We start from the raw sequence: 26,033 nt of genomic DNA, 5'->3' as shown, positions 1-26,033 counted from the left end.
AGCGCGGCGAATAACCACCCCGCGCCCCGCCCCCACTCAGGCCGGGGGATCGGGGTTCAATTTGGCGAAAGGGATGGGCGCCTAACCGCGTGCCCCCCAAGTGTCGGACAGTCGGTAGCCGCCGGGCCACGGGTCATCGGGGTCTAGCATGTGCTGGTGGATGCCTGTGACCCAGCCCCGCCCAGAGAGTTCGGGAAGGATCGCCGGATGATCGCCCACGCGCGTCTCGCCCAAGATCCGCCCGGTAAAGGTCGAACCGATCAGCGACACAGTCGTCAAGCTGTCCTCCACCCCCATTTCCCCCCGCGCATGCAGCAGCGCCATCCGCGCGCAGAGCGCCGTGCCCGTGGGGGAGCGATCGACCTTGCCCGGCTGGATTGCCACCGCCGCCCCGGCGCGCAGACCGGTCGCGTCGCGGGAGACTGGCCCGGCAAAAAGGCAAAATGAGAAATGCTGCCAATCGGGGTTCTCGGGATGCTCAAACCGCATCGCAGCATTCGCGGCATTGGTGATCCGCACGCCAAGGCGGGCGATGTCATGGGCCTCATGCGCCTCCAGTGAAAACCCCATCGCGGCGGCGTTGACGACCACGAAACTGTCGCCGCCATAGGCGGTATCGACGGTGAGCCTGCCCAGCCCTTCGACCTCAAGCGGCACATCCAACCGGGCGGCGAAGCTCGGCAGGTTTTGCACGAAAATACGCTCCGCCTTGCCATTGCGACATTCCGCGCGGACCTTCACCAGCCCGCCCGGCGCTTCGAGCGTTAGCTCCGTCACCGGTTCCGTCATCGGCAGGATCCCCCCGTCCAGCAGGACAGTCGACACGCAGATCGAGTTGGAGCCCGACATCGGCGGCGTGTCCTCCGGCTCCATGATGATAAAGGCCGCATCGGCGCGCGGGTCTTTCGGCGGGACGAGCAGGTTCACATGGCGAAACACCCCGCCGCGCGGCTCGTTCAGCACGAAGTTGCGCAGCGTCTGGTCCCGCGCGATCCAACGGCTTTGCTCCCAAAGCGTGTCGCCGGGGGGCGGGGTGACACCGCCGACGATCACATCGCCGACTTCGCCCTCGGCATGGGCGGAAATGACGTGAACGGTCTTGCTGCTACGCATTGCTTGTCTCCTCCTCAGCCAGCCATTTGGGCAAAGCTTCTCCGGCCTGCCCGGTCACGGCAGCATCCACGCAATCGGCGATGCTGCCAAAGCGCACTGCACGGCCTGAAAGGCCCGGTGCGTAATGGGCATATTTGCCCGAGTTGGTCATCAACACCTTGGTCGAGGGCGGGAAGACCGGCTCGGAAATCGAGCACCAGCAGATGTCGGGCACGACCTGCACCCCTGCCGCTTCGAGCCGCGCCACGGTGCCGTCGTCGCGCGCCGCCGTGAGCGTGTCATGCCCAAGGGTAACGATAACCGCCGTGTCTGGGTGACGTTTTCGCCCGGCCAGAGCCGCATCCAAAGCTCGGCATTCCGCGAGCGAGAAATGCGGGCTGCCGAAGGCCACGAGATCGACCTGCGCAGGCCCCGCGTTGAATTGCCGCCAGACACGGCGCAGGTCTTGGGGCGTGATGCGCAGCGTATCGGCCTCGGCCACGGGGGGCAGATCGGCTTCGGGCGTGACGCCTGCCACATGCAGCATCGGCGCGGCGGAGGTGGTGCCAAAGGCGGCGCAGAGCGCTTTGAGGTCATCCTCGTTCGGCGCAGCGGTTTCCAGCCCGCGCAGCAGCGGGGTCCGGTCCGGTGCCGCCTGCCCCGCCAGCCAGCCGAGCATCGGCCAGATCGCCTCGTCATATTGCGCGGGCAATGCCACATCGATCACCCGGCGTGGGGCGCGGTGTTCATCCAGATAGACCCCCGAGAGCGGCGCGCGCGCCGTGAGCGCGATACACAGGTCGAGGAAATCAGGATGTTTCACCGTCCGCGCGCCGAGCACGCTATTGGCATAGATCACCGCGTTGGATTCAGACCAGGCGATGAACTCGCCGCGCTCGGGCGGGGCGGGCAGTTGGTAGGGCGCGCAGGTAAAACTGGGGCGCGCACCCATGGTGACATAGGCATCGGCCAGACGGCTGGCGGGCAGGCCGAAATTAGGCGGCACGCCCTGCGCGCGCCAGTTGCCGTGGTCGACCGAGATGGCATTCATCGTTGTCGGCACCCGCACTTTTGATCCCATATCGGCCATGGTCTGCGCAAAAAGCAGGTTGGCGGGGCTGGCGTAGATGCAGCCATCGATATGCACGCGCGTCACGTCGATCAGCCGCTCGGCCCCCTGCCCGCGCGCCATGGTGCAGGTGATCTCCATCGCCAGTTGCACGGCCGGGCCGTGGGCCCCATCAAGCATCGCTTGGTCTTCGGTGCTCGGATGCAGATCGCGGGCGGGTTTGGCAGACAGCGGCAAGTCCCAATCACCGGTGCTGAGCATCTCAGGCGTAATCCGTGCGCTGCGGGCTTTGGCGAGCAGGTCGTAATCCTTGGTTCCGAGGCGCAGCACCGCCAGTGGCTTGTCGAACATCTTGCCCGCAATCAAGGCACCCAAGGTCAGGATGTCTTCGGCCTCGCGAAACACCAATGCGGCGGGGGCATGGCCGTTCATCGCCAGTTCCAACAAGACGCCACTGCCGGTGCAGGAGCCGCGGCTGGTCGGCATCAACACGATCTTCCCTGCTAGCGATTGTCCACAGAGCGGGTGATGCGCGTCGATGACCTTGCCATCGGCCGGATCGACGCCGCCCCAGAAGCTCAACCCCTCGGACGAGACGAGCACCGCGCCTTTGGCCTCGGCGGGAACGATAATTTGCGCCATGGGGAGCCTTTCCAAGTCAGGTGACGACAAAGCCATGCGCGAAGGGATCACGCTCGTCGATAAAGATGGTGTTAAAGCCGGTGACCCGGGCCCAACCGGCGATGGAGGGGATGATCGCGGGCTTTCCCGCCACCTCCGCCGCCGCTTCGACGCGGCCTTTGAACATGGAGCCAATGATGGATTCATGGACGAAGTCATCGCCAACTTTCAGCTTCCCCTTGGCCGCGAGTTGCGCCATCCGGGCAGAGGTGCCGGTGCCGCAGGGGGAGCGGTCGATCGCCTTGTCGCCGTAGAAAACCGCGTTGCGGGCGTGAGCCTCGGGGGCTTGGGCAGCACCGGTCCAGAGGATGTGGCTTAGCCCGTTGATGGCGGGGTGTTCGGGGTGGATGAATTCGTATTTCGCGTTCAGCGCCGTGCGGAGTTTCGGGCTGAGACCGACCAGTTCGGAAACAGAGAAATCAGCCATATCGCGAAAGGTCTTCTGCGGCTCGACGATGGCATAGAAATTGCCGCCATAGGCCACATCGACGACCACTTCGCCCAAGCCTTCGACCTCAGCCGTCAGCCCTTCGGCATGGAGGAAGGCAGGCACATTGGTCAGCCGTACTTCTTCGACGAAACGCCCCTCTTGGCGGTAGGTCACATCGACCCGCCCGGCGGGGGTTTCAAGGCGCAACTGGCCGGGGGAGGCAGGTGTCACCAGCCCATTTTCCAGCGCGATGGTGACCGTGCCGATGGTGCCGTGGCCGCACATCGGCAGGCAGCCCGAGGTTTCGATGAACAGCACGGCGATGTCGCAATCATCCCGTGTCGGCGGATAAAGGATCGCGCCCGACATCTGGTCATGGCCGCGCGGCTCGAACATCAGACCGGTGCGGATCCAGTCGTATTCCGCCAGAAAATGCGCGCGTTTTTCCAGCATGTTCGCACCTTTGAGCAGGGGCGCGCCGCCGGTGACGAGCCGTACCGGATTGCCGCAGGTGTGGCCGTCGATACAAGGAAATGTGTGTTGCGTCATGTCAGCCTCTAAAAGCGCGCGGGAGAGAAGGGGGTCAGGTCGATGCCGGGATTTTGGCCGGTCATCAGGTCAGCGATGATGGCGGCGGTGCCCGCGGATTGCGTGAGGCCGAGATGGCCGTGGCCGAAGGCGCAGAACACATCCGGACGGTTCGGCAGCGCGCCGATGGCAGGCAGACTATCTGGCAGCGAGGGGCGGAAACCCATCCATTGCGTGCCGCCCGAGGTGTCGAGCCCCGGCAGGAAGCGCTTGGCCTTTTTCAGCATCGCATCGGCGCGGGCAAAGTTCGGCGGCAGGTCGAGCCCGCCCAGTTCCACCGCCCCGCCAACGCGCAGGCCGTTGCCGGCTTTGCTGATGACAAAGCCATGGCCGCCGAAGGTGATCTGGCGTTTTAGATCGAAGGCACCTGCGGGTAGCGTCGTGTTATAGCCGCGTTCGGTTTCCAGCGGGATTTTCGCGCCGGCGGTGAGGGCCAAGTGATGCGAGTGCGCACCTGCGGCCAGCACGACGCAGCCGGGGATCATGCCATCGGAGGTCTCGACCCCGCCTGCAACCAAACGCTCGGCGCGGGTGATCGTGATCTCGCCGCCCCCTGCGCGAAAACGCTCGGCCATCGCCAGCACATAGTCGCGCGGGTCCGAGATCGACTGCCATTCCGGGGTGAAGGTCGCATGGGTGAAGCCGGGCGCAAGACCGGGTTGATAGGCCGCAATCTCATCGCCCTTTAGATGCGTGAAGGCGATCCCCGCCTCTTCGCGGGCCTGCCAACCGGGGAGTGACGCGCGGAACTCGGTCTCGGTTTCATAGACCTGCAACTGCCCGTCGTGCCGCAGCATATGCGCCAGACCGCTCATCTCCAGATGCGGTTCAAGGGCGGCTTGCGAGAGCTTCATCAACGCCGTCTGCGCCACGGTCGAGGCGCGCACCTGCGCGGGCCAACTCGCTTTCCAAAAGCGCCACATCCACGGCGCGATCCGCCCGGCATAGCGCGGCGGCACGGTCAGCGGCCCCAGCGGATCCAGCAGCCATTTCGGCGCCTGCCGGATCATCCGGGGTGAGGCGAGCGGCAGGATCTCGGTAAAGGCAAAGGCGCCTGCGTTGCCCGCCGACGCGCCCGCTGCCGGGCCTTCGCGGTCAATCACCCGCACGGTCAACCCGCGCGCCTGAAGCGCCAGCGCGGTGGACAGGCCCACCACGCCAGCGCCGACAACCGTCACCGGAGATTGGCTCATTACCGGACGCTCGATAGGAATTGACGGGTCTCTTCTTGCTGCGGATCGCCAAAGATCTGATCCGGCGCGCCGATCTCGGCCATGACGCCCTTGTGAAAGAACGCCACACGGTCCGACACATCGCGTGCGAAACTCATCTCATGGGTGACACAGATCATCGTCATCCCCTCATCTGCCAGCAATTTGAGCGTGTCCAGCACCTCGCCCACCAGTTGCGGGTCGAGCGCCGAGGTCACCTCATCAAAGAGAATGTAATCGGGCGACATCGCCAATGCACGCGCAATCGCCATCCGCTGTTGCTGCCCGCCCGACAGGCGGCTGGGGTAGACGCCCAGCTTGTCGGCCAGACCGACATGCGAGAGTTGCTGCACCGCGATTTCTTCGGCCTCCTTGCGGCCCATGCCCTTCACTTTGCGCGGAGCCAGCGTGACGTTTTCCAGCACCGTCAGATGCGGGAAGGCGTTGAACTGCTGGAACACGATGCCAATTTTGCGGCGCAGCTTGTTCAGGTCGGTGTCGCGGGCGTGGACTTCGGTGCCGTCGACCACGATGCGGCCATTGTCGATCGGCTCCAACCCGTTGATGCAGGTCAGCAGCGTCGATTTGCCCGAACCAGAGCCGCCGATCACCGAGACGACCTCGCCCTTTTGCACGGTCAGGTCGATGCCCTTGAGCACCTGTAGTGCGCCAAAGGATTTATGGACGTTTTCAATCTCAATCATTTTCTTGCCACCTTTTTTCCAAGCGGCTGCCAAGCCGGGCAATGGGGAAACTGAGCGCGAAATAGATCGCACCCGTCACGAGCAGGATGAACATCGGCTCTTGCAGGCGTGTCACCAGAATCTGCGAGGCCCGCAGCAATTCGATGATGCCAAGCCACATCACCAGCGCGCTGTCTTTCATCACGCCGAGCGTGAGGCCGATCCAACTGGGCAGGCCCACCCGCAGCGCCATGGGAAAGACGATCTGCGTGAGGTCTTGGCCCCATGTCATGCCGAGCGAACGCGCCGCACGGCGGGTGACCGAAGGCACCGCCTCAATCGCGCCGCGCACGATCTCGGTGCAATAGGCCGAGGTATAAAGCGCCAGCACGATGCAGGAGGTCACGAAGGGGGAAATCCCCCAGCCCGCGATGGCCTGAAAAGCGTTGGCGAGGATCAGCTGGATCAGCAGCGGAACCGAGCGGAAGATATCCAGCACAAAGGTCAGCGGCAGGGCCGCCCAAGGGCTGATCTGGCTGCGCAGCACCCCGAAGAAGAGCCCCAGCAGCGTGCCGCCCACCACCGCAAAGGCGGTGACCGAAAGCGTCACACCCGCGCCTTTGAGCATGAACATCAGGTCGTTGAAGGTCAGAGCCGTATCAAACATCTATTCTCTTCCTTCAGTAGCGAAACAGGCGGGCGGCCATGAGCCGTGCGCCGAGCATCACGGCCTTGGCGATCACGTAGTAGATCACCGCCGCCAATGCGAAGAATTCAAAAGTCCGGAAGCTGCGCGCATTGAGGTCTTGTGTGACCCCCGCGAGGTCCGAATTCAGGCCCACCGTGACACCCAGGGATGTCATCAAAATCGCCCAGATCATCTGGTTTGTGGTTGGCAGAAACGAGATGCGGAACATCTGCGGCACGATGATCAGGCGAAACGCTTTTGCTTGCCCCATGCCCAGTGACCGACCGGCGCGCAGCTGCGTGTCCGGAATGGCCCGCATCGCGCCGCGGAACGTCTCGCACAGGTAGCCCGCGTTGTTGAACGCGATCCCGGCGAGCAGTGCGGCATAGGGGCTGAGGTAAATCCCGAAAGACCCCAGCCCGAAATGCGCCATGTAAATCTGAAACAGCGCCGGCGTGTTGCGCGCCACTTCGACCCATGCGGTCGCAGGCGCCCGCAGCCAGCGCGATTTGGCATCGCGGCCCACGGCCAGCAGCACGGCGATGGCAACGCCGATCAGCATCGATAGGATCGATATCTGCAGCGTGACCAGCGCGCCTTCAAGCATCTCTGGAAAAGCGCGAAAGGCCTGTCGCCATTGAAAGGTGTAGTTGCCCATCATTTGCTCCGATCAGCGGTTATCGGCAGACGGGGGCCGCAAGCTGCGCCCCCCGCATCCATCAACGATAGGCTTTGGCGATGGTCAGGTCAGGCGCGTCGCCGCCGACCCATTTGTCGAACAATTCCTGATAGCGGCCCGAGCGGACCTGCTGGTTCACGAAGAGGTCGAGATAGTTCAGCAGACCGTATTCCTGACGCAGGCCGATCAAGCCGACATAATCCACATCGAAGGGCGCGTCGCCCGCGATGGTCAGACCTTCAAACTTGCCGCCATTGACGATGGAAGACGCCACGGTGGAAGTCACGACGGTCGCGTCGATCTGACCTTGGGACAGGGACAGGAACACGTCAGCTTGGCTCTGATAAGAACGGAAGCTGCCGTCGTCCCATGCCTCGAGCTGCTCTTCGAGCGCGATGGCCTCAAACGTGCCCGCGACGGAGCCGACGGTTTTGCCCTTGAGGCTTTCAAAGCTGTCGACACCTGCGTCTTCGCGGGTCAACACAACATTGGTAAAGGCGAAATACGGGACCGAAAAGCCAACGGTCTTGGCCCGCTCAAGCGTGTCGGAGGTGGAGGCAACGCCCACATCCGCGCGGCCTGAGACGAGCGCGGGGATACGGTCGGGGAATGGCGTCTCGACGATTTCGGCTTCGACACCGAGTGCTGCGGCCAGATCGTTGCAATAATCCACGTCAAAGCCGACGGGCGTGTTGGTGTCATCGCGCGAGCCCATGGGCGGGAAGTCCAGCACCACGGCGCAGCGCAGCGTGCCCGAAGAAATGATGTCGTCCAGTTTGTCGGCATGTGCGGTGGTGCCGATCACGGTCGCAGCCACGAGGCTCCCGGCGAGTTGCGTGAATTTCATAGATATCTCCCTCTTGGGTTGGTCGCCCCCGACTCTCTCTGGGCGGGGTACGGGGTGGTATGAAGGAACAATGTCTTCATTAAAAATACAATATGTATTTTTAACTTTTACCGATGTGTCGACATATTTTTGATACATTGAGACGCCGTCGTCATTGTTTGGGGATGGGAATAGGGCCGCAGCCGCCCTCTTTTCCGGCTAAAATGAAAAAGCCGGGCGTGCAGCCCGGCTTTCCCGTCTGGGATCACCCCGCCGCGTCTTCGGGCAGCAGCGCCTCTGGCAGGTTCTGATAGGACACCGGCCGCAGGAAACGCCGGATCGACAGGGTCCCGACACTGGTCGCGCCAAAGTTGGTGCTGGCCGGATAGGGGCCGCCGTGCACCATGGAATCCACCACCTCGACGCCGGTGGGGAAGCCGTTTGCCAACAGACGCCCGGCTTTGCGTTCCAGCACCGGCATCAAGACCCGCGCGGACTTAACATCCGCGTCATCCATATGCAGGGTGATGGTCAACTGCCCATCCAGCTCAACCGCCAGTGCGCGCATCTCTTCCAGCGAAGAGACTCGCACCACCAAGCCCAGAGGACCAAAGACCTCTTCATGCAGCGCCGGGTTGGCTTTGAACTCTGCGCCCGTGGTCTCGAACAGGGCCGGGGCGGCGTTGCGGCCAGTGCTGTCTGCTACATGCACTTGGCGCAGGCTTTGCGCGGCCTTGAACGTGTCGCGGCCTGCACAGAAGGCCTGCGCGATACCGTCGGTCAGCATGACCTGTTCGGCCACGTCTTGCAGTGCGGTGGCGGCACTTTGCACGAAGGCGTCTGCCCCTGCCCCGTCGATCACCACGGCAATGCCCGGATTGGTGCAGAACTGGCCTGCGCCCATGGTCAGGGACGCGGCCCAGCCTTTGCCCAGTTCCTCGGCCCGTGCCTCCATCGCGGCGGGGAGCATGAACATCGGGTTGACCGATCCCAACTCACCAAAGAAGGGGATCGGCTCTGGCCGCGCGGTACAGAGATCGAACAGCGCCCGCCCCCCCGCGAGAGAGCCGGTGAAGCCCACGGCCTTGATCCGCGGATGCTGCACCACGGCCTGACCAACCGCGCGATTGCCACCTTGGATCAGCGAAAACACCCCGCGCGGCATGCCGCAGCCTTCAACCGCTGCATGAATCGCTTCGGCAACGATCTCTCCGGTGCCGGGGTGGGCGGAGTGACCTTTGACCACGACCGGGCAGCCCGCCGCCAGCGCCGCCGCCGTGTCACCGCCTGCGACCGAGAAAGCCAGCGGGAAGTTCGACGCACCAAAGACGGCCACGGGGCCGATCGGGCGTTGCACCATGGTGATCGCCGGGCGCGGGGCGGGTTGGCGTTCGGGCATGGCAGCATCGAAACGCCGGTCGAGATATGCACCCTTTTCGATATGCGCCGCGAAGAGGCGCAGTTGGCCAACGGTCCGGCCCCGCTCTCCTTCCAGACGCGCTGCGGGCAGGCCGCTTTCTTGGCTGCCGATCTCGGTGATTTCGGCGCCGCGGGCGTCAATCTCATCGGCGATGGCGTTGAGGAATTTGGCGCGGGTGGCCCGGCTGGAATAGCCGTAATCCCAAAACGCCGCTTCGGCGGCTTCGCAGGCTTGGTCGACCAAATCTACCGTCCCGACCGAGAATTCATGCACAGGCCCATGGGCGGGGCTAGAGCTAAAGCGGTCGTCCGTGGCGATCCATTCGCCAGCGATCAGGTGTTTGCCATGGGGGGTAAAGGCCATCGTCTATCCTTTCATGCGGGCCGCGGCCCGGTGTCAGCTTGCGTCTCTACGCAACTGCATACATGATGTATGCATGATTGCAACCCAAGCCCTGCGAGGATCCAGATGACCGATACGACCCTGTCCCACGACGCCCTAAACGGAATTGTCATGCAGATTTTCCAAGGCGCGGGCCTGTCGCCGCAGAATGCCGCCGCCCTCGCGCGGGTGATCGTGGCGGGCGAAGGCGATGCTTGCAAATCCCACGGCATCTACCGGATCGAGGGGTGCCTGCGCACGATCAAGGCGGGCAAAGTGGTGCCCGATGCAATGCCGCAGGTGCACCAAGACGACAGCGCCATCGTGCGCGTGAACGCGGGCGGCGGCTTTTCCAACGCTGCATTCGACGCGGGCGCGCCGGTGCTGGCAGAGCGGTGCCGCACGACCGGGATCGCCGCCATGGTGATCAACGATTGCACCCATTTCGCCGCCCTCTGGCCCGAGATTGAGACGTTGACCGATATGGGCCTCGCCGCCATGGCGATGTGCCCCAGCTATGCCAGCGTGGCCCCGTCGGGCGGCACCGACCCCTTGATGGGGACCAACCCTTTCGCCTTTGGCTGGCCACGGGCAGAGGGCGACCCTTACGTCTTTGATTTTGCCACCAGCGTCGCCGCGCGGGGAGAGATCGAATTGCACCGCCGCGCGGGCACGCCCCTGCCCGAAGGCTGGGCCATCGCGCCAGACGGCAGGCCCACGACCGAGCCCGAAGCCGCCCTTGCCGGGGCCATGTTGCCCTTTGGTGGCCATAAGGGCTCCGCCATTTCCACCATGATCGAACTGCTCGCCGGGGTGATGATCGGCGACCTGACCAGCCCAGAGGCGCGCGACGCCTTGGGCTCTCTCACCCTCGCGCCGGCGCATGGTGAGTTGATCATCGCCTTCGACCCGGAAAAGTTTGCCGCTGGCCGCCCCGGTGATCCCTTTGCGCGGGCGGAAACGCTCTTTGCCGCGATCACGGGCCAAGGGGCGCGGCTGCCCTCGCAGCGCCGGTTCAAGGCCCGCGCTGAAACCCGCGCAAAGGGGATTCCCCTGACGGAGGTCGAAATGCAAAGCCTAGAGCGCTTGTTGGCCGACGGGCTCGACGCGGTTTGACCCCCTCCCGCGCTTCGGCCCCGTCTGAGGTTGGAGCGCTGAGAGCCGTAGCATGCCCCCAAAGCCCCACCAATGGCGCCGCTTCACAGGATCGAATGTCAAAAAAAGCGGCGATGCTACGGTAATCTGGGCAAAATTTTGTGCAGACCCCGGCAAGCAAAGCCCGGATAGGCGATTTTCCGCGCTGCTCTGCAGCATTCCGCTGAAAGTTACTGAATCAAGTTTCCAGCGCCGCCGAAAGGATTAGATAGGGAAAAAATTGCACACTCTTAACGTGTCTCTCGGGGTATTGTTTTGCCAAATTCTTCTACTACACGATCGAAAAAATTGCGGACCGAAGGCTTAGAGCGGCGTCAGTTTCTGACCCTCTCAGCCGCGTCCTTTGCCGCCGCGCTGATGCCGCTGCGCGGTCGCGCGCAAGAGGTGCCTGCCGCCTCCTTCACATTCGACAATCTAGTCAATGACATGCGGGACTTGGCGCAGTCGTCCTATGCGGCTCCGAAGCCGGTCAAAGGGTTCCTCGCCGATCTTGATTACGACGCTTACCAACGGATTCGATTCCGACCCGAACAGGCGCGCTGGCAGGAAAAGGGCGTTACCTTTAGGTTGCACGCCTTCCACCCCGGCTGGCTGTTCAAAGAAGCGGTGAAGATCAACGAGGTCCGGGGCGAGACGGTTGAGCCCATGGGCTTCACCACCGCGGATTTTGAATATGACGACGCGGCGCTTGCCAAGTCGATCCCCCCCAATGCCGAGATGCCGGGCGTTGCCGGTTTCCGTCTGCACACCCCACTCAACCGCGCCGATATTTTCGACGAATTGATCGTCTTCCAAGGCGCGAGCTATTTCCGCGCTCTGGGGAAAGACACGCTTTATGGGCTGAGCGCGCGTGGTCTTGCCGTCAACACCGGCCTGCCCGAAGGCGAGGAGTTCCCCCGTTTCAGCGAGGTCTGGCTGCGCCGTCCCGAACCGGGGGATAGCAGCGCCACGATCTATGCCGCACTCGACAGCCCGTCGGTGACCGGCGCCTATAGGTTCGTGATCACACCGGGCGACGACACCACCGTCGAGGTCACCATGCGGCTGTTCCTGCGCAAAGATATCAAGCAGCTTGGCATCGCGCCGCTGACCTCGATGTTCCTGCACAATGGCGCGGACAAGGGCAGCTTTGACGATTTCCGCCCCTCGGTTCACGACAGCGAAGTCTTGGTGCTGAACGCGGGCAAGGATGCGACCCTCTGCCGCCCGCTGAACAATCCGCCGCGTTTGGCGAGTTCCTATTTCGGGGCGCAGAGCCCGCGCTCCTTCGGGCTGGCACAGCGCAACCGGGACTTTGAGCATTACCTCGATGCGCAGGCCCATTACGAACGGCGCCCCTCTTTGATGATCGAACCCTTGGGCGACTGGGGCAAGGGCACGGTGCGACTGGTCGAAATTCCCTCCGATCTGGAGGGCAATGACAACATCGTCGCTTATTGGATTCCCGAGGGCGAAACCCGTGCCGGGGATGAATTGGCCTATGATTACCGCATGCACTGGGGGATGAACCCACCGGGCGCGACCCCGCAGACCCTTGGCCGCGTGGTGCGGCTGCGTTCGGGCCACGGCGGGGTTGCGGGGGTAGAGGCAGATACGCAAACCCGCAAATTCGTCATCGACTTTGCCGGCGGACAGTTGAGCGATATGCCAAGCGACGCAGAGTTGGAGCCGATCGCCAGTGCGCAGAACGGCGAAATCGTCGAGGCGATCCTGAGCCGGGTAGATGGCAGAGACGAATGGCGGCTGGTGCTGGAACTGCGTGCAGAGCCTGACGCCATCGTCGAAATCAAGGCAGTTCTATCGGGATATGACCGCAATCTTACAGAGACATGGGTGTACCAATGGATCAACGCATGAACCTTCAAGACGCGACGACCCCCTATTCCGCAATGACGGTTGAGGCCGAGACTTGGATGCCGCCCGCCGCCCCGCTTGCCATGCCACGGCAGACCTTGGAACGGCGCGGCCATCTGGCCGGGCTGGCCGATGTCGCGCGGGCGTTCCTGCTGCGGCGCAAGGCCTAGGTTCAATGACACTTCAGCAAAGGCAGCTTGCGGCGGACGGGGCGACCCGTTTTGCACGGGCGGTCGCCGTCTTTTTGTCTCTCGGCTGTGCGGCCCTTGCGTCAATGCTTTTGGCCGAGGCGGCGGCGCGCGATGGGTTCAGCGGGTGGGACGGCATCCGCGCCCTGCTCGTTTTCGCGACCACGGCTTGGCTGGCTTGGGGGGCGTCATTGGCGCTGATCGGGCTTTTCGGCGGCAGATCAACGCCTCCCCGCCCCGCGCTGGACGCGCCGCAGCCGCGCACCGTGATCGCGGTACCCATCTGCAACGAAGACCCGCTGACCACTTTTGCCCGCATCGCCGCGATTGACCGATCTGTCACCCGGGCCGGTGTGACGGCGGATTTCGTCGTTCTGTCGGACACGCGCGATGACGCACTCGCCGGGAAAGAGCAATTCGCCTTTGCCCGATTGCTGCGCGAGACAGATGGCCAAGGGCGTATTTTCTACCGCAGACGGCGCGACAATGCGGGCCGCAAGGCGGGCAATATCGAAGAGTTCATTCGCATCTCCGGCGGGGCCTATGACCTTGCGGTGATCCTTGACGCCGACAGTCTGATGGAGGGCGAGACGATCCGCGCCATGATCGCGCGGATGCAAGCCGATCCGCAATTGGGGTTGCTACAGACCCTGCCCAAGATCATCGGCGCGCGGTCTTTCTTTGGCCGGGCACTGCAATTCGCCTCGTGGTTTCATGGCCCGATCTTCACCCGTGGCCTTGCCCGTATGCAGGGCCCGACGGGGCCCTTCTGGGGCCATAACGCAATCATCCGCGTCCGCGCCTTCGCCGAAAGCTGTGGGCTGCCCGAGCTTTCCGGCCCGCCGCCCTTGGGCGGGCATATTCTCAGCCATGACTATGTCGAGGCGGCGTTGCTTGCCCGCGCCGGTTGGAAGGTCGAGGTGGATGAAACCTTGGGCGGCTCTTTCGAAGAAGGCCCTGAGAATGTCCTGTCCTTTGCGCGGCGAGAGCGGCGTTGGTGCCAAGGCAACCTGCAACATGCGCGGCTGATCTTTGCCCCCGGGCTGGCGGGCTGGAGCCGGTTTGTCTTTTTGCAGAACGTCACCGCCTATGTCGTCTCCCTTCTTTGGGCGGCGTTTCTGATCACCTCGGCCATCAGCACGCTTTACGCGCCGCCGCCTGAGTATTTCCCCGGCCCCTATCAGCTTTTCCCCGTCTTCCCCGACACCAGCACGCGCGAGATCACGCTGCTGGCCTTGGGCGTTTTGGGTCTGCTGGTGGTGCCGAAGCTGCTGATCTTGCTGCACGCGATCCTGACCAAGCGCGCACGCGACTTTGGCCGTAGCCTGCGCATGTCGCTCTCGGTTCTGACCGAGATCGTGCTGACCACGCTTTTGGCCCCCTTGATGCTGCTCTATCACAGCCGCGCGGTGTTGCAGGTGCTCTCGGGCCAAGATGGGGGCTGGCCTGCCAACCAACGCAACGAAGGCCGGTTGAGCTTGGCGGATGGCTGGGCGGCGGGCCGGTGGATCGTTTTCATTGGCGCGGCGATCATCGCGGCGGTGCAATGGGTTGCGCCTGACCTGACGATCTGGCTGCTGCCCGTGGCGGTTCCGATGCTGTTGGCCCCGCTGCTTATCGCATGGACCTCCCGCCCCCTGCCTCGCACGCTCTTTGCCGTGCCGGAGGATGCGGCACCGCTGGATGTCGTCGCGGAATACGACAGTATCTGCGATGTCTGGCGGCTGACGTGGAATGACGAACATCTGATGGCGAAACCCAAAGCGGCGGACCTGACCCATGCCCCAGCCTAGCACCGGGCTGTCGCCTGCGGCGAGATCGCTCGGCTCTGCCCCCACGGCCAAACCTGCCCGCGACCCGCGCATCGATGTGTTTCGCGGTTTGGCGTTGGTGATGATTTTCATCAACCACGTCCCCGGCAACCCCTATGAAGCTCTGACCATCCGCAACCTAGGCTTTGCCGACGCTGCAGAGGCGTTCTTTTTGATGTCGGGCATCGCAGCGGGATTGGCCTATACGCCCCGGTTCATTGAGAGAGACCGCCTGCGCCACGGCCTTTGGCGCGCGGTCGCGCCGCTGTGGAAGCGGGCATGGTCGCTCTATCTTGTGCAGATCATGCTCTCGGCCGTGGCTTTGGGCATCTTTGCCGCCGCTTTCCAGATCACGACAGAGGCCGAGTTTCTGACCAAGATCAACATGCGGCAAGTCTTTCAAAACCCGACCCAATCCGTGATTGGGATACCGCTATTGACGCACCAGTTTGGCTATGTGAACATCCTGCCTGCCTATTCGGTTCTGCTGGTCTGTGCCCCTGTGGCGATCATGCTGGGGCTGCGCTGGCCGCGGCTGCTTTTGGCACTGTCGCTGACCCTTTGGCTGCTGACCGGCGTTTTCCGGCTGAACCTGCCGAACTACCCCAATCCGGGCGGCTGGTTCTTTAACCCTTTTGCATGGCAGGCGATCTTTGTCTGCGGCCTGCTGGTTGGGCTCAGCCAGCGGCAGGGCTATCGGTTTTTTCCCGCGTCGAAAGCGCTGTTTTGGCTGTCCGTCGCGGTGTTGCTTGGGGTGCTGGCATGGCGCTATGTGCCGGGCTTGGGCAAATTCCTGAACCTACAGATGCATCACCTGCGCGAAGCTGGGGTGCCCTTCAACATCACCTCGCATGACAAGACCTATCTCTCTGCCCCGCGGTTTATCCATATTCTGGCTTTGGGATATTTTCTGTCACAATTGCCAAGCGTGACCCGCCTCTCTGGACATCAGATGGCGAGCCCCTTCCGGCTGATTGGTCGGCATGGGCTGTTGATCTTTGCCAGCGGCACGGTGCTGGCACTGGTCTGTCAGGCGGTGATGATGGCACGGCCCGAGGCGGCTTGGATGCCATGGGTGCTGCCTGCGGTGGGAACGGCGGCCCTTTATGGGATCGCTTGGACTGCTGAGACCTCGCGGCGCGTGCTCACCGCGCCAGCGGCACCGGCCGAGCGCAACCCTGTGCAAGATAGCGCGCGTTTCGCGGCACCTGCCGCCGAGCCTAGACCTTAGACCTCGGGATCGCGGCGGCCCCATTTGCGCCATGCCAGCCATGCAAGGCCCAGCCCCCCCGCGATCAACGCCATGTGACGCGGGCGAATGCCGCGCCCGGTCGTGGTGCCCTCTCCGGGATGATAGCGCGGGTCGAGCAGCCGGGTATTTGCCAGAAAGCCGCCGACAACCGTCTCGCTGCCGCGGAACACGGCAAGCAGGCCGCGACCTTTCTTGCGGTTCAGGGTTTCAATCGCCCCGATCATCGACCCCTTTTCGGCCATCACCTCGGCCACACGGGCGGGCGGCAAGCCTAAGTGCTCGGCGATGAGGCGGGTCCTGAACCCTTCGATCACCTGCGCGGGGCGCTCAATCGCCACGTCGCATTCGGTGTCAAACCCCATGGAGCGGTTGTTGAGGTTGCTGGAGCCGAGACGCAGAAGATGGTCGTCGATGATCATGATCTTCGCATGGACATAGATCGGCTCCCCTTCCTCGGTGACGGGAAAATAGATGCGGAAGCGGTTTTGGTGATCCGCCCGCTTTAAGTCTTCGACCAGCCGTTCGCGCAGGACATGCATGGCGTCATCTTCCAACTGCGATTCCGCATCGCGCGGGTTGATGATAACGATCTCCGGCCCGTCCTCCTCGGCCAAACGCGCCTTTAGCGCATCACAGACCGAGTCCGCAGCGAGGTACTGCGATTCAAAATAAATATAGTCGCGGGCCGATTTGATCCCGGCGAGGTAGAGTTGTTCGATCTCGTTGATCAGCGGCTCTTCGTCGAAAGGCGGCTCGGTCCGGGCGATCCCCACATCAATGTCTTCGGCATCCACCGGCAGGTCTTTGGGCCATTCGAACATGGGCGCGCCATTGGGCTGCGCGATTTCATCCCCCGTGGCCCGCAACCAACGCCGGCGCGACAGTTCGCCCAAGGCCGCGGCGGCAGGGCCGGACATCGCCGAGGTGGCATCGTGCCATGGGTCGGAGGGAGAGCCGTCTTTGCGCACCCGGCGCGGATCATGCGGCAGGTGATCGGGCGTGTCCCAACGGTCTTCGGTCGCGTCGATGCCGCCGCAAAAGGCCAAGGCATCATCGGCCACGACGATCTTTTGGTGGTGGCAGGCGCCAAAGGGGTGATGCCCGTCCAAGGCGAAATGGATCCGGTCACCGCCAAACAGGCTCAGCGCCAGCGAGGGCACCAGCCGCCCCGGCGCGGCCAGCACGGCCCCGTTCCATTTCAGCAGGTAGACATGCAACTCCGGCGTCCGCTCAACCACCGCCTCTACAAAGGCGCCGAGTTGGTTGGGATAGCCGTCCGGCGCATTGCCGTCCTCATCGCTCTCGCCCGGCAGCATCTCAAGCTCAAAGTCGAAATCCCAGCCGATCAGCATCAACTGCTGCCGCGCGCCGAGAAAGATTTTGCGCAAGACACGGAAGTAATCCGCCGCATCGACCACAAGGCCAAAACGCTCGGCCCGCGCAACGCGCCATGTGGACTTATCGGTAAACAGGCTCTGGCGCGTCGCCGCGTCAGTCGGATGCTGCTGGTCCGCCTTCGCCAAATCCAAATCGCCACGCACGTTCCTGTCCCCTTTCGGTTCGATCCTACATGGCTAAACGCCCAGTGCGGTGGGAAGTTGCATGGGCGCGGAAATATCGGCGGCAACGGCGGTTCAGACCAGTTGCGCTTGGGACAATTCGGCCTGCAGGCGGGCTTCTTCGGCGGCTTTGGGCGTGGTGAAACGTGCCAGCAAGAAATAGGCGACAGGTGTGAGATAGAGCGTCGAAAGCGTCGCCATGCCCAAGCCGCCGACAATCACCCAGCCGAGCGCCTCGCGCGCCTCGGCCCCCGCGCCCGAGGACAGGATCAGCGGCACGCCCCCCAGCACGGTCGAGGTCATCGTCATCATCACTGGGCGCAGGCGGATGGTAGAGGCACCAAAGATCGCGTCGTGAATATCCGCGCCCTGATCGCGCAGCTGGTTGGCGAATTCGACGATAAGAATCCCGTTCTTGGCCATGATCCCGATCAGCATGACCAGCCCGATCTGGCTATAGACGTTCAGACTTTGCCCCGTCATCAGCAGCGCGAAAATCGCGCAGGCAAGGCCCAAAGGCACCGTGGCCATCACCACGATGGCAGAGACGAAACTCTCGAACTGCGCAGCGAGGACAAGGAAAACCACAAGGATCGCAAAGCCGAAGGTCACGAACAGCCCGGAACTGGTTTGATCCAATGCGGCGGCTTCGGCCAAGGGGACGATCAGGTTCTCTTCGTCCAGCACCTCTTGGCCGACCGTCCGCACCTGCGCCAGTGCATCGCCCAGCGACAGGCCCGGCGTCAGCCCGGCTGAGATCTCGACCGAGCGGTTCTGCCCCTCCCGGTCCAGCTCAGGGGCGACGGCGCGCTCTTCGAGGGTGACAAAACTGGCCAGCGAAATCATCTGTCCGTTGCCCGACTCAACAAAGACGTTCTCAAGGTCGCGCGGGTCGTTCACCGGGTCCGAGGTCGACAACATCTGCACGCCGTAGCTGGTGTCGTCGATAAAGACCGATGCCACCTCGCGCCCGTCGAGCATGGCTTGCAAGGCTTGCCCCAGCCCGGTGATATCGACGCCGAGGTCAGCCGCAAGCGTCCGGTCGATCTGCACGAAAAGCTGCGGCTGCGTGCGTTCGTATTCCAGTCGCACTTGGCCCATCGCGGGGTCAGTGCTCAGCCGGTCCACCATGGCCTGCGCGACCTGCGACAGTTGCTCGTAATTGTTGCCCGTGATCGCGAAAGACAGCCCCCGCCCCGCCCCGCGAATACCGAGGGAGTTGGGCTGGATCGCAAAGGCCCGCACGCCGACGATGCCGCGCAGCTTGCCGTTGATCTGCCCCACGATCTCATCTTGGCTGCGGGCGCGGTCTTCCCAACCGGCAAGGGTGAAGACCATGAACCCGCGATTATCCGCGCCAAACCCGGTGATGGAGAAGATGTTCGTCACCTCTCCCACCTCTTGCAGCGGGGTGATCAAGTCTTCGATCTCGCGCATCTTGGCTTGGGTATAATCGAGTGAGACGCCCTGCGGGGCTGACACGCTGAGCAGCGCCACGGCGCGATCCTCGCGCGGGGTCAACTCTTGGCGAATTTCGCCCGCCACCAGCACTGCCGACAACGCCACAAAGGCCGCGATCAGCACCACGACATAGGGCATCGCCAGCGCCCCTTTGAGGGTCGCGGCGTAGAGCCGAAACAACGCATTGCCAAGCGCCACGACAGGGCCGCGCGGGTTTTCTGCCACTGGTTTGGTCAGCAGACGGCTGGCCAGCACCGGACAAAGGCTCAGCGCCACCACCGAGGACAGCATCACCGCAATGGCGAGGGTAAAGCCAAACTCCCGAAACAGCCCGCCCGCCTCACCGGGCAGGAACGACAGCGGGATAAAGACCGCCGCCAGCGTGGCCGTGGTGGTGACCACGGCAAAGAACACCTGCGATGTGCCCAGCACCGCCGCCGCCCGAGGCCCCATCCCCGCCGCGCGCTGGCGCACGATGTTCTCTAGCACCACAATCGCATCATCCACGACCATGCCAGTGGCCAGAACCAGTGCCAAAAGGGTCAGGATGTTGATCGAAAACCCGACCAGATAGATCGCCGCCAAAGTGCCGATCAACGCCACGGGTAGGGTCAGCGCCGGGATAAGCGTGGCGCGGAAGTCGCGCAGGAAGATAAAGATCACCGCCACCACGATGCCCACGGCAAAGGCCAGCGTCGACAGCACCTCGCGGATCGAGCCAGAGATAAAGGTCGCATCATCCGAGGTCACGAAAATCCGCACGTCTTGGGGCAACGTCTCGTTCAACTCTGCCACCACGGCGCGCACATCGCGCGAAATCTCAAGCGTGTTCGAGGTCGCCTGTCGGATGATGCCGATGCCCAGACCCAACTGCCCATTGGCCCGCAGGATCGTCTCACCATCGGCGGGGCCGAGCGTCACGGTGGCCACATCGCCGAGCCGGACATTCTCTTTGATCTCCATCGCCTCAAAGGCCTGCGTGGTCGCGACACTGGCGGTGGTGCGCACGTTGATCGACTGCCGGTCCCCGGCCAGATCACCCGCAGGCGCGTCATAGGCGACATCGGCCAAGGCGCGCTGGATGTCACCCAAGGTCAGGCCCCGGCTGGCCAGTTCCAACTGATCAATATCGACGCGGAAAAACGGTTCGCGGTCACCATAGACCTGCAAATCCGCCACCCCGTTGACCGAGATCAGCCGGTCTTCGACGCGGTCCTGCACCAGTTTGGTCAATTCTTCGGGCGAGCGGCCCATGGAGGTCACGGCGATACGCATCACCGGCTGGGCGTTGGCGTCGGCTTTGACGATCTGCGGCTGTTCGGCGCCCTCGGGCAGTTGGTTCACGATCCGCGCCACCGCGTCGCGCACATCGGTCGCAGCCACGTCGATATCGGTGCTGTCGTTGAACTCAAGCGTGACCCGGCTGCGCCCAAAGCGGGAGTTCGAGGAAATCGCCCGCACACCCGAGACCCGGCCCACCGCCCCTTCGATCCGCCCGGTCAGTTCCTGATCAACGGATTCCGGGGACGCGCCCGAGAATGTCGTGGTGACGGTAACGACGGGCCGGTCGACATTGGGAAGCTCACGCACCTCGGCGCCAAAAAGCGCGGCGATGCCCGCCAGCACAATCAGCGCATTCAACACAAAGGCGAGGATTGGCCGCCGCACGAAGAGCGCCGTGCCCGCTCCGGAGGCGGGGGGCGGCGGGCCTTCGCCCGAGGGTGCGGCGCTCATAGGGTGGTCTTCCGCGAAGGCGCGGCACCCGATTGCACGCTGCCCGCGCGGTTGGCGTCTTGCACATCACCGCCTTCGCGCAGGGTTTGCACGCCTTCGGTCACCACCACATCTTCGGCGGTCAGACCCTCCGACAGGACAAGAACGGAATTGCTGTTGCGCTGCGCGATTTCGACCGCGACTTGATGCGCCTTGCCCTCCCGCACCGTCCAGACAAATGGCCCGTCCGAGGACCATTGCACCGCGAGCGGCGGGATCGCCAAGAAAGGGTCGCCGACAAAGGTAAGGCTGACCGAAAAGGCCATGCCCGCGCGCAACTGGTCGTCTGCGTTCGGCACCCGGCCTTGGACCAAAAGCGTGCGGCTGGCGCGGTCGATCACGCTGTCGATGGCGCTGACCTCGCCCGTCAGCGTCAAATCACGCATCCCAAGCGGGGTGACCGTGATTTCTTTGCCAAGGTCCAGCTTGCCCACCACCCGCTCGGGCACGCGGAAATCGATCAGGATCTCGCTGCGGTCGGTGATGGTGGCCAGTTGATCCTGCGCACTCACCCGGTCGCCTTCTTCGATGTCGGTGATCCCCACCCAGCCCGAGATCGGCGCGAGGATGCGGCGTTGTGACAGATCGAACTGCGCTTGGCTAAGCGCAAGTTCGGCGCTTTGAAGGGCCAATTCCGTCTCGCGTAGTCGCACTTCGCTGACGGCGCCGGTATTTTGCAACCGTTTCACCCGGTCTTGCTCGGTCCGGGCGTTTTCGAGCTGCAATTCGGCTTGTTTCAGGGCGATCTGCTCGGCCTCATTCTCAAGCAGGGCGACCACGGTGCCCGCCTCGATCAACTGTCCGGCGGGCAGGTTGAGGTCGGTGAGGACCCCCACGGCGTTGGAGCGCAGCGTGACCGAGCGGCGCGCGCGCCCGTCGCCGATGGCGGTGATCCGGTCGGCCAAGGTCTCTTGGCTGACCGCTGCCGTGACAACCAGCGAGGGCCCGCCGCCACCCCAACCGCGGCCTGACGACCCCGGCTCTTGCGATGCGACCTCGATCCCCAAAAGATCGAGCAGACCCGTCTCAGCCACATAGGGGCGGGAGGCGGGGACGAAGGTCAACATCATGTAAAGACCAGCAATGAGAACCAGCAAAAATACGAAAAATTGGCGCAGGGATTTCACGGGGATGCGCTTTCAAATTGTTTTACAAGGCGCATAATTGAGCATCCCCCCGAAAAAGGCACGTCAAATCTGCTTGATCAATGGCCGGGCATTCCCTGACGGGGCCGCTGGCTGTTACCACTATGGCGCGGAACCCAGCCCGGTGAAAGGGCGCGGGGGTTGATTACTAGAAATTCGATTGCCGCCGCACATATTCCGGCTCAAAGGCCAGGCAATCACCGGGGCCAAGGCCAAACATTAGACCAAAGGGGACATCATGCGCGCGACGGTTCTACCACTGGCGACACTGCTACTGGGCTTCTCGCTTTTGCAGATGAGCAACGGGCTGCAAGGCACGCTTTTGGCCGTGCGCGCGGGGCTTGAGGGGTTTGGCGGGGCGACCACCGGCCTGATCATGTCGGGCTTTTTCGCGGGGCTGAGCATTGGGTCTTTCGTCGCGCCGCGGCTGATCAGCGGCGTGGGGCACATCCGCACCTTTGCCGCGCTCGCCTCTGTTGCCTCTGCGGCGGCGCTGATGCATTTGGCCTTTGTCGATCCTTGGGTCTGGATCGCGGTGCGCTGCCTGACGGGTTTCGCCTTTGCCGGGTTAATCATCGTCACGGAAAGCTGGCTCAATGCGTCGGTCAGTTCCGCGCAGCGGGGCAAGTTGCTGGCGGTTTATGGCATGGTCGGCATGGCGTCGGGGGCGGCGGGGCAGTTCCTGCTTAACCTTGGGGATCCGGCTGAGTTCATCCTCTTCGTGCTCGTCTCGATCGTCATGTCACTGTCGCTGGTGCCAATTTCGCTAAGCCGCGTGGAAGGGCCGCGCTCTGAGGGCGCGCAAGAGCCGCCTTCACTGCGCCGCCTTTGGGGCCTGTCGCCCTATGGCGCGGTGGCCGCGGGGCTGGTCGGGGCCTCCATCGGGACATTCTACGGGCTGGCACCACTCTTTGCTCAGGAAATGGGATACACGCAGTCCCGCATCGCCCTGCTGATCGCGGCCTTTACCATCGGCGGCCTGGCGCTTCAGTTCCCGCTGGGTTGGATGTCCGACCGGATGAGCCGCCGGGGTCTTGGCGTGGGGCTAGCCGCCGCAGGCAGCGCCTTGATGTTGCTGACCCTGCCGATCCCGGCGCCGACGGGGACGATGCTGCTGGTTCTGGGGTTCGCCATCGGCGGGCTGGTCCTGCCTGCGCAGTCCATCGTGATCGCCCATGTCAACGACCGCGCCCCCGGCTCGGCGGTGGTGGCCGTTTCGGGCGGTTTGGTGTTGATGCAGGGGATTGGCGCGGCAATCGGCCCGCTGCTGGCGGGTGTGCTGCTGGATACGCTGGGGCCGCGCGGCCTGCCGCTGGCGCTTGGCGGCTTTCAACTTATCATCGTGGCATGGGGGCTGCTGCGCATGACCCTGCGCAGCGATCCTGAAACCCAAGAGCGGCACGCGGCACCGCCGCTGACCCCGAACTTTGTCGAAGGTGAGTTGAGCCGCGAGGAATAGCGCGGCTCAGCCTTTCGGCCAGCTTTCCGGCACGCTGCTGCGCAACTCTTCCAACCACGGGGTTGCGACACTATCCGAAGGCGCGCGCCAGTCGCCGCGCGGCGATAACGCGCCCCCGGCGCTGACCTTGGGCCCATTCGGCAAGGCCGAGCGTTTGAACTGGCTGGTGGCAAAGAAGCGGTGCAGGAATTTTTCGAGCCAATGGCGGATGGTTTCCAAGTCATAGGCGTTGCGTTTGGCCTGCGGGAAGCCTTCGGGCCAGCGGCCTTCTTCGATGTCGTGCCATGCGTGCCACGCCAGAAAGGCCACCTTTGATGGGGCGAGCCCATAGCGCATGGTGTGAAAGAGAAAGAAGTCGTTCAGCTCATAGGGGCCGATCATCGCCTCGGTGCTTTGGATCTCTTCATCTTCGCCTGCGGGCACCAATTCGGGCGAGATTTCGGTGTCCAGAATGGCTTGCAGCACCCCGTCCGTCTCTGCGTCGAACTGGCCCGAGCGGGTGGCCCAACGGATCAGATACTGGATCAACGTCTTCGGCACGCCGGTGTTCACCGCGTAATGGCTCATCTGGTCGCCGACGCCGTAGGTGCACCAGCCAAGCGCCAGCTCACTCAGATCGCCAGTGCCGATGACGAAGCCCTGCCGCTGGTTGGCCAGCCGGAAAAGGTAATCGGTGCGCAGCCCGGCCTGCACGTTTTCAAAGGTGATGTCATAGACCGGCTCCCCACCTGAGAAGGGGTGATCCATATCCTCCAGCATCTGCCGCGCGGCGGGGCGGATGTCGATCTCATCGGCGGTGATGCCCATCGCCTTCATCAGCTTCCAAGCGTTGGACTTGGTCCCTTCGGAGGTGGCAAAGCCGGGCATGGTGAACCCAAGAATACGGTCGCGCGGGATGCCCATACGGTCACAGGCTTTGGCCGCCACGATCAGCGCATGGGTTGAATCCAGCCCGCCGGAAATGCCGATCACCATGGTCTTGCCCTTGGTCGCCTCGAACCGGCGGCGCAGCCCTTCGACCTGAATGTTGAACGCCTCATAGCAGTCTTGGTCGAGGTGGCTCTCGCGGTTCGGCACATAGGGAAAACGGCGCAGCGGGCGGATCAGCCCGGCGTTTTCATGATGCGGCTGATGGGCGAAGGTGACGCGGCGAAACTCTGGCGCGTGGTGCCGCGCGGCGTCGTGGAAACTGCCCGTGCGCATCCGCTCTGACTGGATACGTCCGCAATCCACATCGGCGATGGTCAGCTCCGGCTCCAGCGGGAAGCGGGTGGATTCGGCCAGCAGATCGCCCAACTCATGGATCATCCCCTGCCCGTCCCAGGCCAGATCGGTCGTGCTCTCTCCCGGCCCGGCGGCGGAATAGACATAGGCCGCAAAGGCGCGCATGGATTGCGACCGGCACAGAAGGTGGCGGTCAGAGGATTTGCCGATCACGATGTTGGAAGCCGAAAGATTGGCAAGGATCAGCGCGCCCCCGAGTGCGGCATCCGACGAAGGCGGCGCGGGCGTCCAGAGGTCTTCGCAGATTTCGGCATGGAAGATAAGGCCGGGCAGATCCGTCGCCTCGAAAATCAGATCATCGCCAAAGGGCACGCGGCGGCCCGCGACGGTGATCTCTCCGCCGGTGTCACGGCCATGGGCGAACCAGCGTTTCTCATAGAACTCGCGGTAATTGGGCAGGTAAGACTTTGGCACGACGCCCAGCACCTGCCCGCGCGAAATGGCGATGGCGCAGTTGTACAGTCGCCCCTCCCGGCGCAGCGGCGCGCCGAGCAAGATCACGGGGGTCATCTCGGCACTGGCTTCGACAAGCGCGCCAAGCGCCTCTTCCACCGCATTCAACAGCGCATCCTGCATGTGCAGATCGTCAATGGCATAGGACGAGAGCGACAGTTCGGGACAGACCAGCAGATCAACACGCGCCGCATCGGCGCGGCGCATTTCGTCCAGCAGGCTATCGCGGTTGAAGGCCACATCAGCAGGCCGCACATGGGGTGTACAGGTCGCCACCCGGACAAAGCCGTGACGGTGGTAGGCGGTAAAGGCGGCGGCTTGGCTCTTGCTCACGTCAGGCTCTCCTCCAACATATCCAATATCGTTTCAAGGCATCGCTGCCGGATAGCATCGCGGCCAATGACCCCAAAGGACTCGGCCCGATGAACCGTGTTACATCCCTCGCGTGCAAGCGCAAAATGCACAAGCCCCTCTTCGTCCTCGGGGCGTCCCGGTCCGGCAAATCCGGTGGTCGAGACGGCGATCTGCGCACCTGAGCGCGCCATTACCCCTTCGGCCATCGCAATCGCCACAGGGCGGGAGACCGCGCCACATGCGTCCAAAAGCGCCCGGTCGACCCCCAAAAGCTGGTGTTTGGACTGATCCGTATAACTGACGAAACCACGCTCAAACGCATGAGAGCAACCTTCGATATCCGTCAGAAGGGCGGCAACCAGCCCGCCGGTGCAGCTTTCGGCGGTGGTGATATGGATGTCCCGCGCGCAAAGCTTTTCCAAAACGGATTTCGCGCGATCAGCGATGTCGGGCTGCGATAAGGGATCACTTTTCTGCATCTTCGCTCCGCAAATAGTGCCTTGTTAAGCAAACCCCCTGCCCCCGCTGCGGTTCCTT

Annotated in this window: 20 protein-coding genes; 6 read left to right on the top strand and 14 right to left on the bottom strand. The window is 63.4% G+C overall.

Going from position 1 to position 26,033, the window contains the following annotated elements; translation table 11 throughout:
* Positions 1 to 81: 81 nt before the first annotated feature.
* From R1T45_RS02730 to R1T45_RS02690, 9 genes are all read right to left on the bottom strand, one after another.
* Entirely contained in the window at positions 82 to 1,113 is a 1,032-nt protein-coding gene (locus tag R1T45_RS02730) for a trans-3-hydroxy-L-proline dehydratase (protein ID WP_317389172.1), read from the bottom strand.
* Positions 1,106 to 2,803 carry an aconitase family protein gene (locus R1T45_RS02725; RefSeq protein WP_317389171.1) on the bottom strand — a complete coding sequence of 566 codons (1,698 nt, stop codon included), beginning with the start codon at positions 2,801 to 2,803 and terminating at the stop codon, positions 1,106 to 1,108. Before R1T45_RS02725 ends, R1T45_RS02730 begins: the two co-directional genes overlap by 8 nt.
* A gap of 16 nt (positions 2,804 to 2,819) precedes the next feature.
* Entirely contained in the window at positions 2,820 to 3,821 is a 1,002-nt protein-coding gene (locus R1T45_RS02720) for a 4-hydroxyproline epimerase (RefSeq protein ID WP_317389170.1), read from the bottom strand.
* A gap of 8 nt (positions 3,822 to 3,829) precedes the next feature.
* Positions 3,830 to 5,053, bottom strand: a complete 1,224-nt coding sequence (locus tag R1T45_RS02715) for an FAD-binding oxidoreductase (protein ID WP_317389169.1) — start codon at positions 5,051 to 5,053, stop codon at positions 3,830 to 3,832.
* On the bottom strand, positions 5,053 to 5,775 hold the full coding sequence (locus tag R1T45_RS02710) for an amino acid ABC transporter ATP-binding protein (protein WP_067624965.1): 723 nt from the start codon (positions 5,773 to 5,775) through the stop codon (positions 5,053 to 5,055). Before R1T45_RS02710 ends, R1T45_RS02715 begins: the two co-directional genes overlap by 1 nt.
* Positions 5,768 to 6,421, bottom strand: coding sequence for an amino acid ABC transporter permease (locus tag R1T45_RS02705; protein ID WP_300052942.1), 654 nt, complete (start codon positions 6,419 to 6,421; stop codon positions 5,768 to 5,770). The genes R1T45_RS02710 and R1T45_RS02705 overlap by 8 nt, the downstream gene beginning before the upstream one ends.
* 13 nt (positions 6,422 to 6,434) lie before the next feature.
* Positions 6,435 to 7,100 carry an amino acid ABC transporter permease gene (locus R1T45_RS02700; RefSeq protein ID WP_120352371.1) on the bottom strand — a complete coding sequence of 222 codons (666 nt, stop codon included), beginning with the start codon at positions 7,098 to 7,100 and terminating at the stop codon, positions 6,435 to 6,437.
* A 61-nt stretch (positions 7,101 to 7,161) separates the two neighbouring features.
* Entirely contained in the window at positions 7,162 to 7,968 is an 807-nt protein-coding gene (locus tag R1T45_RS02695) for a transporter substrate-binding domain-containing protein (RefSeq protein WP_317389168.1), read from the bottom strand.
* 244 nt (positions 7,969 to 8,212) lie between these two features.
* Positions 8,213 to 9,730 (bottom strand): aldehyde dehydrogenase (NADP(+)), encoded by a 1,518-nt coding sequence (locus R1T45_RS02690; RefSeq protein ID WP_317389167.1) that lies wholly within the window; start codon positions 9,728 to 9,730, stop codon positions 8,213 to 8,215.
* A 105-nt stretch (positions 9,731 to 9,835) separates the two neighbouring features.
* On the opposite strand from R1T45_RS02690, the gene R1T45_RS02685 reads away from it, so the two are divergent.
* From R1T45_RS02685 to R1T45_RS02665, 5 genes are all read left to right on the top strand, one after another.
* The gene (locus R1T45_RS02685) at positions 9,836 to 10,864 is read left to right on the top strand and encodes an Ldh family oxidoreductase (protein ID WP_317389166.1); all 1,029 of its coding nucleotides are present in this window, start codon (positions 9,836 to 9,838) and stop codon (positions 10,862 to 10,864) included.
* A gap of 396 nt (positions 10,865 to 11,260) precedes the next feature.
* Entirely contained in the window at positions 11,261 to 12,760 is a 1,500-nt protein-coding gene (locus R1T45_RS02680; protein ID WP_120352452.1) for a glucan biosynthesis protein, read from the top strand.
* Entirely contained in the window at positions 12,757 to 12,927 is a 171-nt protein-coding gene (locus R1T45_RS02675) for a hypothetical protein (RefSeq protein WP_162931903.1), read from the top strand. The genes R1T45_RS02680 and R1T45_RS02675 overlap by 4 nt, the downstream gene beginning before the upstream one ends.
* Positions 12,928 to 12,932: 5 nt before the next feature.
* Positions 12,933 to 14,738 carry a glucans biosynthesis glucosyltransferase MdoH gene (gene mdoH, locus R1T45_RS02670; RefSeq protein ID WP_317389165.1) on the top strand — a complete coding sequence of 602 codons (1,806 nt, stop codon included), beginning with the start codon at positions 12,933 to 12,935 and terminating at the stop codon, positions 14,736 to 14,738.
* The gene (locus R1T45_RS02665) at positions 14,725 to 15,987 is read left to right on the top strand and encodes an OpgC domain-containing protein (RefSeq protein WP_317389164.1); all 1,263 of its coding nucleotides are present in this window, start codon (positions 14,725 to 14,727) and stop codon (positions 15,985 to 15,987) included. Before mdoH ends, R1T45_RS02665 begins: the two co-directional genes overlap by 14 nt.
* On the opposite strand, the gene R1T45_RS02660 is transcribed toward R1T45_RS02665, so the two are convergent.
* From R1T45_RS02660 to R1T45_RS02650, 3 genes are all read right to left on the bottom strand, one after another.
* Entirely contained in the window at positions 15,984 to 17,549 is a 1,566-nt protein-coding gene (locus tag R1T45_RS02660) for a phospholipase D-like domain-containing protein (RefSeq protein ID WP_317389163.1), read from the bottom strand. The two genes, R1T45_RS02665 and R1T45_RS02660, sit on opposite strands and share 4 nt — an antisense overlap.
* Before the next feature lie 93 nt (positions 17,550 to 17,642).
* Complete coding sequence (locus tag R1T45_RS02655; protein ID WP_317389162.1) at positions 17,643 to 20,762, bottom strand: efflux RND transporter permease subunit; 3,120 nt, start codon at positions 20,760 to 20,762, stop codon at positions 17,643 to 17,645.
* Positions 20,759 to 21,928, bottom strand: coding sequence for an efflux RND transporter periplasmic adaptor subunit (locus R1T45_RS02650; RefSeq protein WP_120352364.1), 1,170 nt, complete (start codon positions 21,926 to 21,928; stop codon positions 20,759 to 20,761). Before R1T45_RS02650 ends, R1T45_RS02655 begins: the two co-directional genes overlap by 4 nt.
* Positions 21,929 to 22,184: 256 nt before the next feature.
* On the opposite strand from R1T45_RS02650, the gene R1T45_RS02645 reads away from it, so the two are divergent.
* On the top strand, positions 22,185 to 23,405 hold the full coding sequence (locus R1T45_RS02645) for an MFS transporter (RefSeq protein ID WP_317389161.1): 1,221 nt from the start codon (positions 22,185 to 22,187) through the stop codon (positions 23,403 to 23,405).
* Positions 23,406 to 23,411: 6 nt separating this feature from the next.
* Here R1T45_RS02645 and R1T45_RS02640 read toward each other — a convergent pair whose 3' ends face one another.
* Both R1T45_RS02640 and R1T45_RS02635 read right to left on the bottom strand, forming a co-directional pair.
* Positions 23,412 to 25,475 (bottom strand): NAD(+) synthase, encoded by a 2,064-nt coding sequence (locus R1T45_RS02640; RefSeq protein WP_317389160.1) that lies wholly within the window; start codon positions 25,473 to 25,475, stop codon positions 23,412 to 23,414.
* Positions 25,472 to 25,975, bottom strand: coding sequence for a CinA family protein (locus R1T45_RS02635; RefSeq protein WP_317389159.1), 504 nt, complete (start codon positions 25,973 to 25,975; stop codon positions 25,472 to 25,474). The genes R1T45_RS02640 and R1T45_RS02635 overlap by 4 nt, the downstream gene beginning before the upstream one ends.
* Positions 25,976 to 26,033: the final 58 nt, after the last annotated feature.

Origin of the sequence: Sulfitobacter sp. LC.270.F.C4 (assembly GCF_032922545.1) — a bacterium.
Lineage (GTDB): Bacteria > Pseudomonadota > Alphaproteobacteria > Rhodobacterales > Rhodobacteraceae > Sulfitobacter > Sulfitobacter profundi.
This window is presented reverse-complemented; position numbering and strand designations above follow the sequence as displayed.

Bases quoted from the DNA above. Each gene is read 5' to 3' on its own strand.
- R1T45_RS02690 (WP_317389167.1), bottom strand. From the start codon at position 9,730: ATGGCCTTTACCCCCCATGGCAAACACCTGATCGCTGGCGAATGGATC.
- R1T45_RS02700 (WP_120352371.1), bottom strand. From the start codon at position 7,100: ATGGGCAACTACACCTTTCAATGGCGACAGGCCTTTCGCGCTTTTCCA.
- R1T45_RS02645 (WP_317389161.1), top strand. From the start codon at position 22,185: ATGCGCGCGACGGTTCTACCACTGGCGACACTGCTACTGGGCTTCTCG.
- R1T45_RS02675 (WP_162931903.1), top strand. From the start codon at position 12,757: ATGAACCTTCAAGACGCGACGACCCCCTATTCCGCAATGACGGTTGAG.
- R1T45_RS02655 (WP_317389162.1), bottom strand. From the start codon at position 20,762: ATGAGCGCCGCACCCTCGGGCGAAGGCCCGCCGCCCCCCGCCTCCGGA.
- R1T45_RS02715 (WP_317389169.1), bottom strand. From the start codon at position 5,053: ATGAGCCAATCTCCGGTGACGGTTGTCGGCGCTGGCGTGGTGGGCCTG.
- R1T45_RS02635 (WP_317389159.1), bottom strand. From the start codon at position 25,975: ATGCAGAAAAGTGATCCCTTATCGCAGCCCGACATCGCTGATCGCGCG.
- R1T45_RS02685 (WP_317389166.1), top strand. From the start codon at position 9,836: ATGACCGATACGACCCTGTCCCACGACGCCCTAAACGGAATTGTCATG.
- R1T45_RS02665 (WP_317389164.1), top strand. From the start codon at position 14,725: ATGCCCCAGCCTAGCACCGGGCTGTCGCCTGCGGCGAGATCGCTCGGC.
- R1T45_RS02720 (WP_317389170.1), bottom strand. From the start codon at position 3,821: ATGACGCAACACACATTTCCTTGTATCGACGGCCACACCTGCGGCAAT.
- R1T45_RS02710 (WP_067624965.1), bottom strand. From the start codon at position 5,775: ATGATTGAGATTGAAAACGTCCATAAATCCTTTGGCGCACTACAGGTG.
- R1T45_RS02725 (WP_317389171.1), bottom strand. From the start codon at position 2,803: ATGGCGCAAATTATCGTTCCCGCCGAGGCCAAAGGCGCGGTGCTCGTC.
- mdoH (WP_317389165.1), top strand. From the start codon at position 12,933: ATGACACTTCAGCAAAGGCAGCTTGCGGCGGACGGGGCGACCCGTTTT.
- R1T45_RS02695 (WP_317389168.1), bottom strand. From the start codon at position 7,968: ATGAAATTCACGCAACTCGCCGGGAGCCTCGTGGCTGCGACCGTGATC.
- R1T45_RS02680 (WP_120352452.1), top strand. From the start codon at position 11,261: ATGCCGCTGCGCGGTCGCGCGCAAGAGGTGCCTGCCGCCTCCTTCACA.
- R1T45_RS02705 (WP_300052942.1), bottom strand. From the start codon at position 6,421: ATGTTTGATACGGCTCTGACCTTCAACGACCTGATGTTCATGCTCAAA.
- R1T45_RS02730 (WP_317389172.1), bottom strand. From the start codon at position 1,113: ATGCGTAGCAGCAAGACCGTTCACGTCATTTCCGCCCATGCCGAGGGC.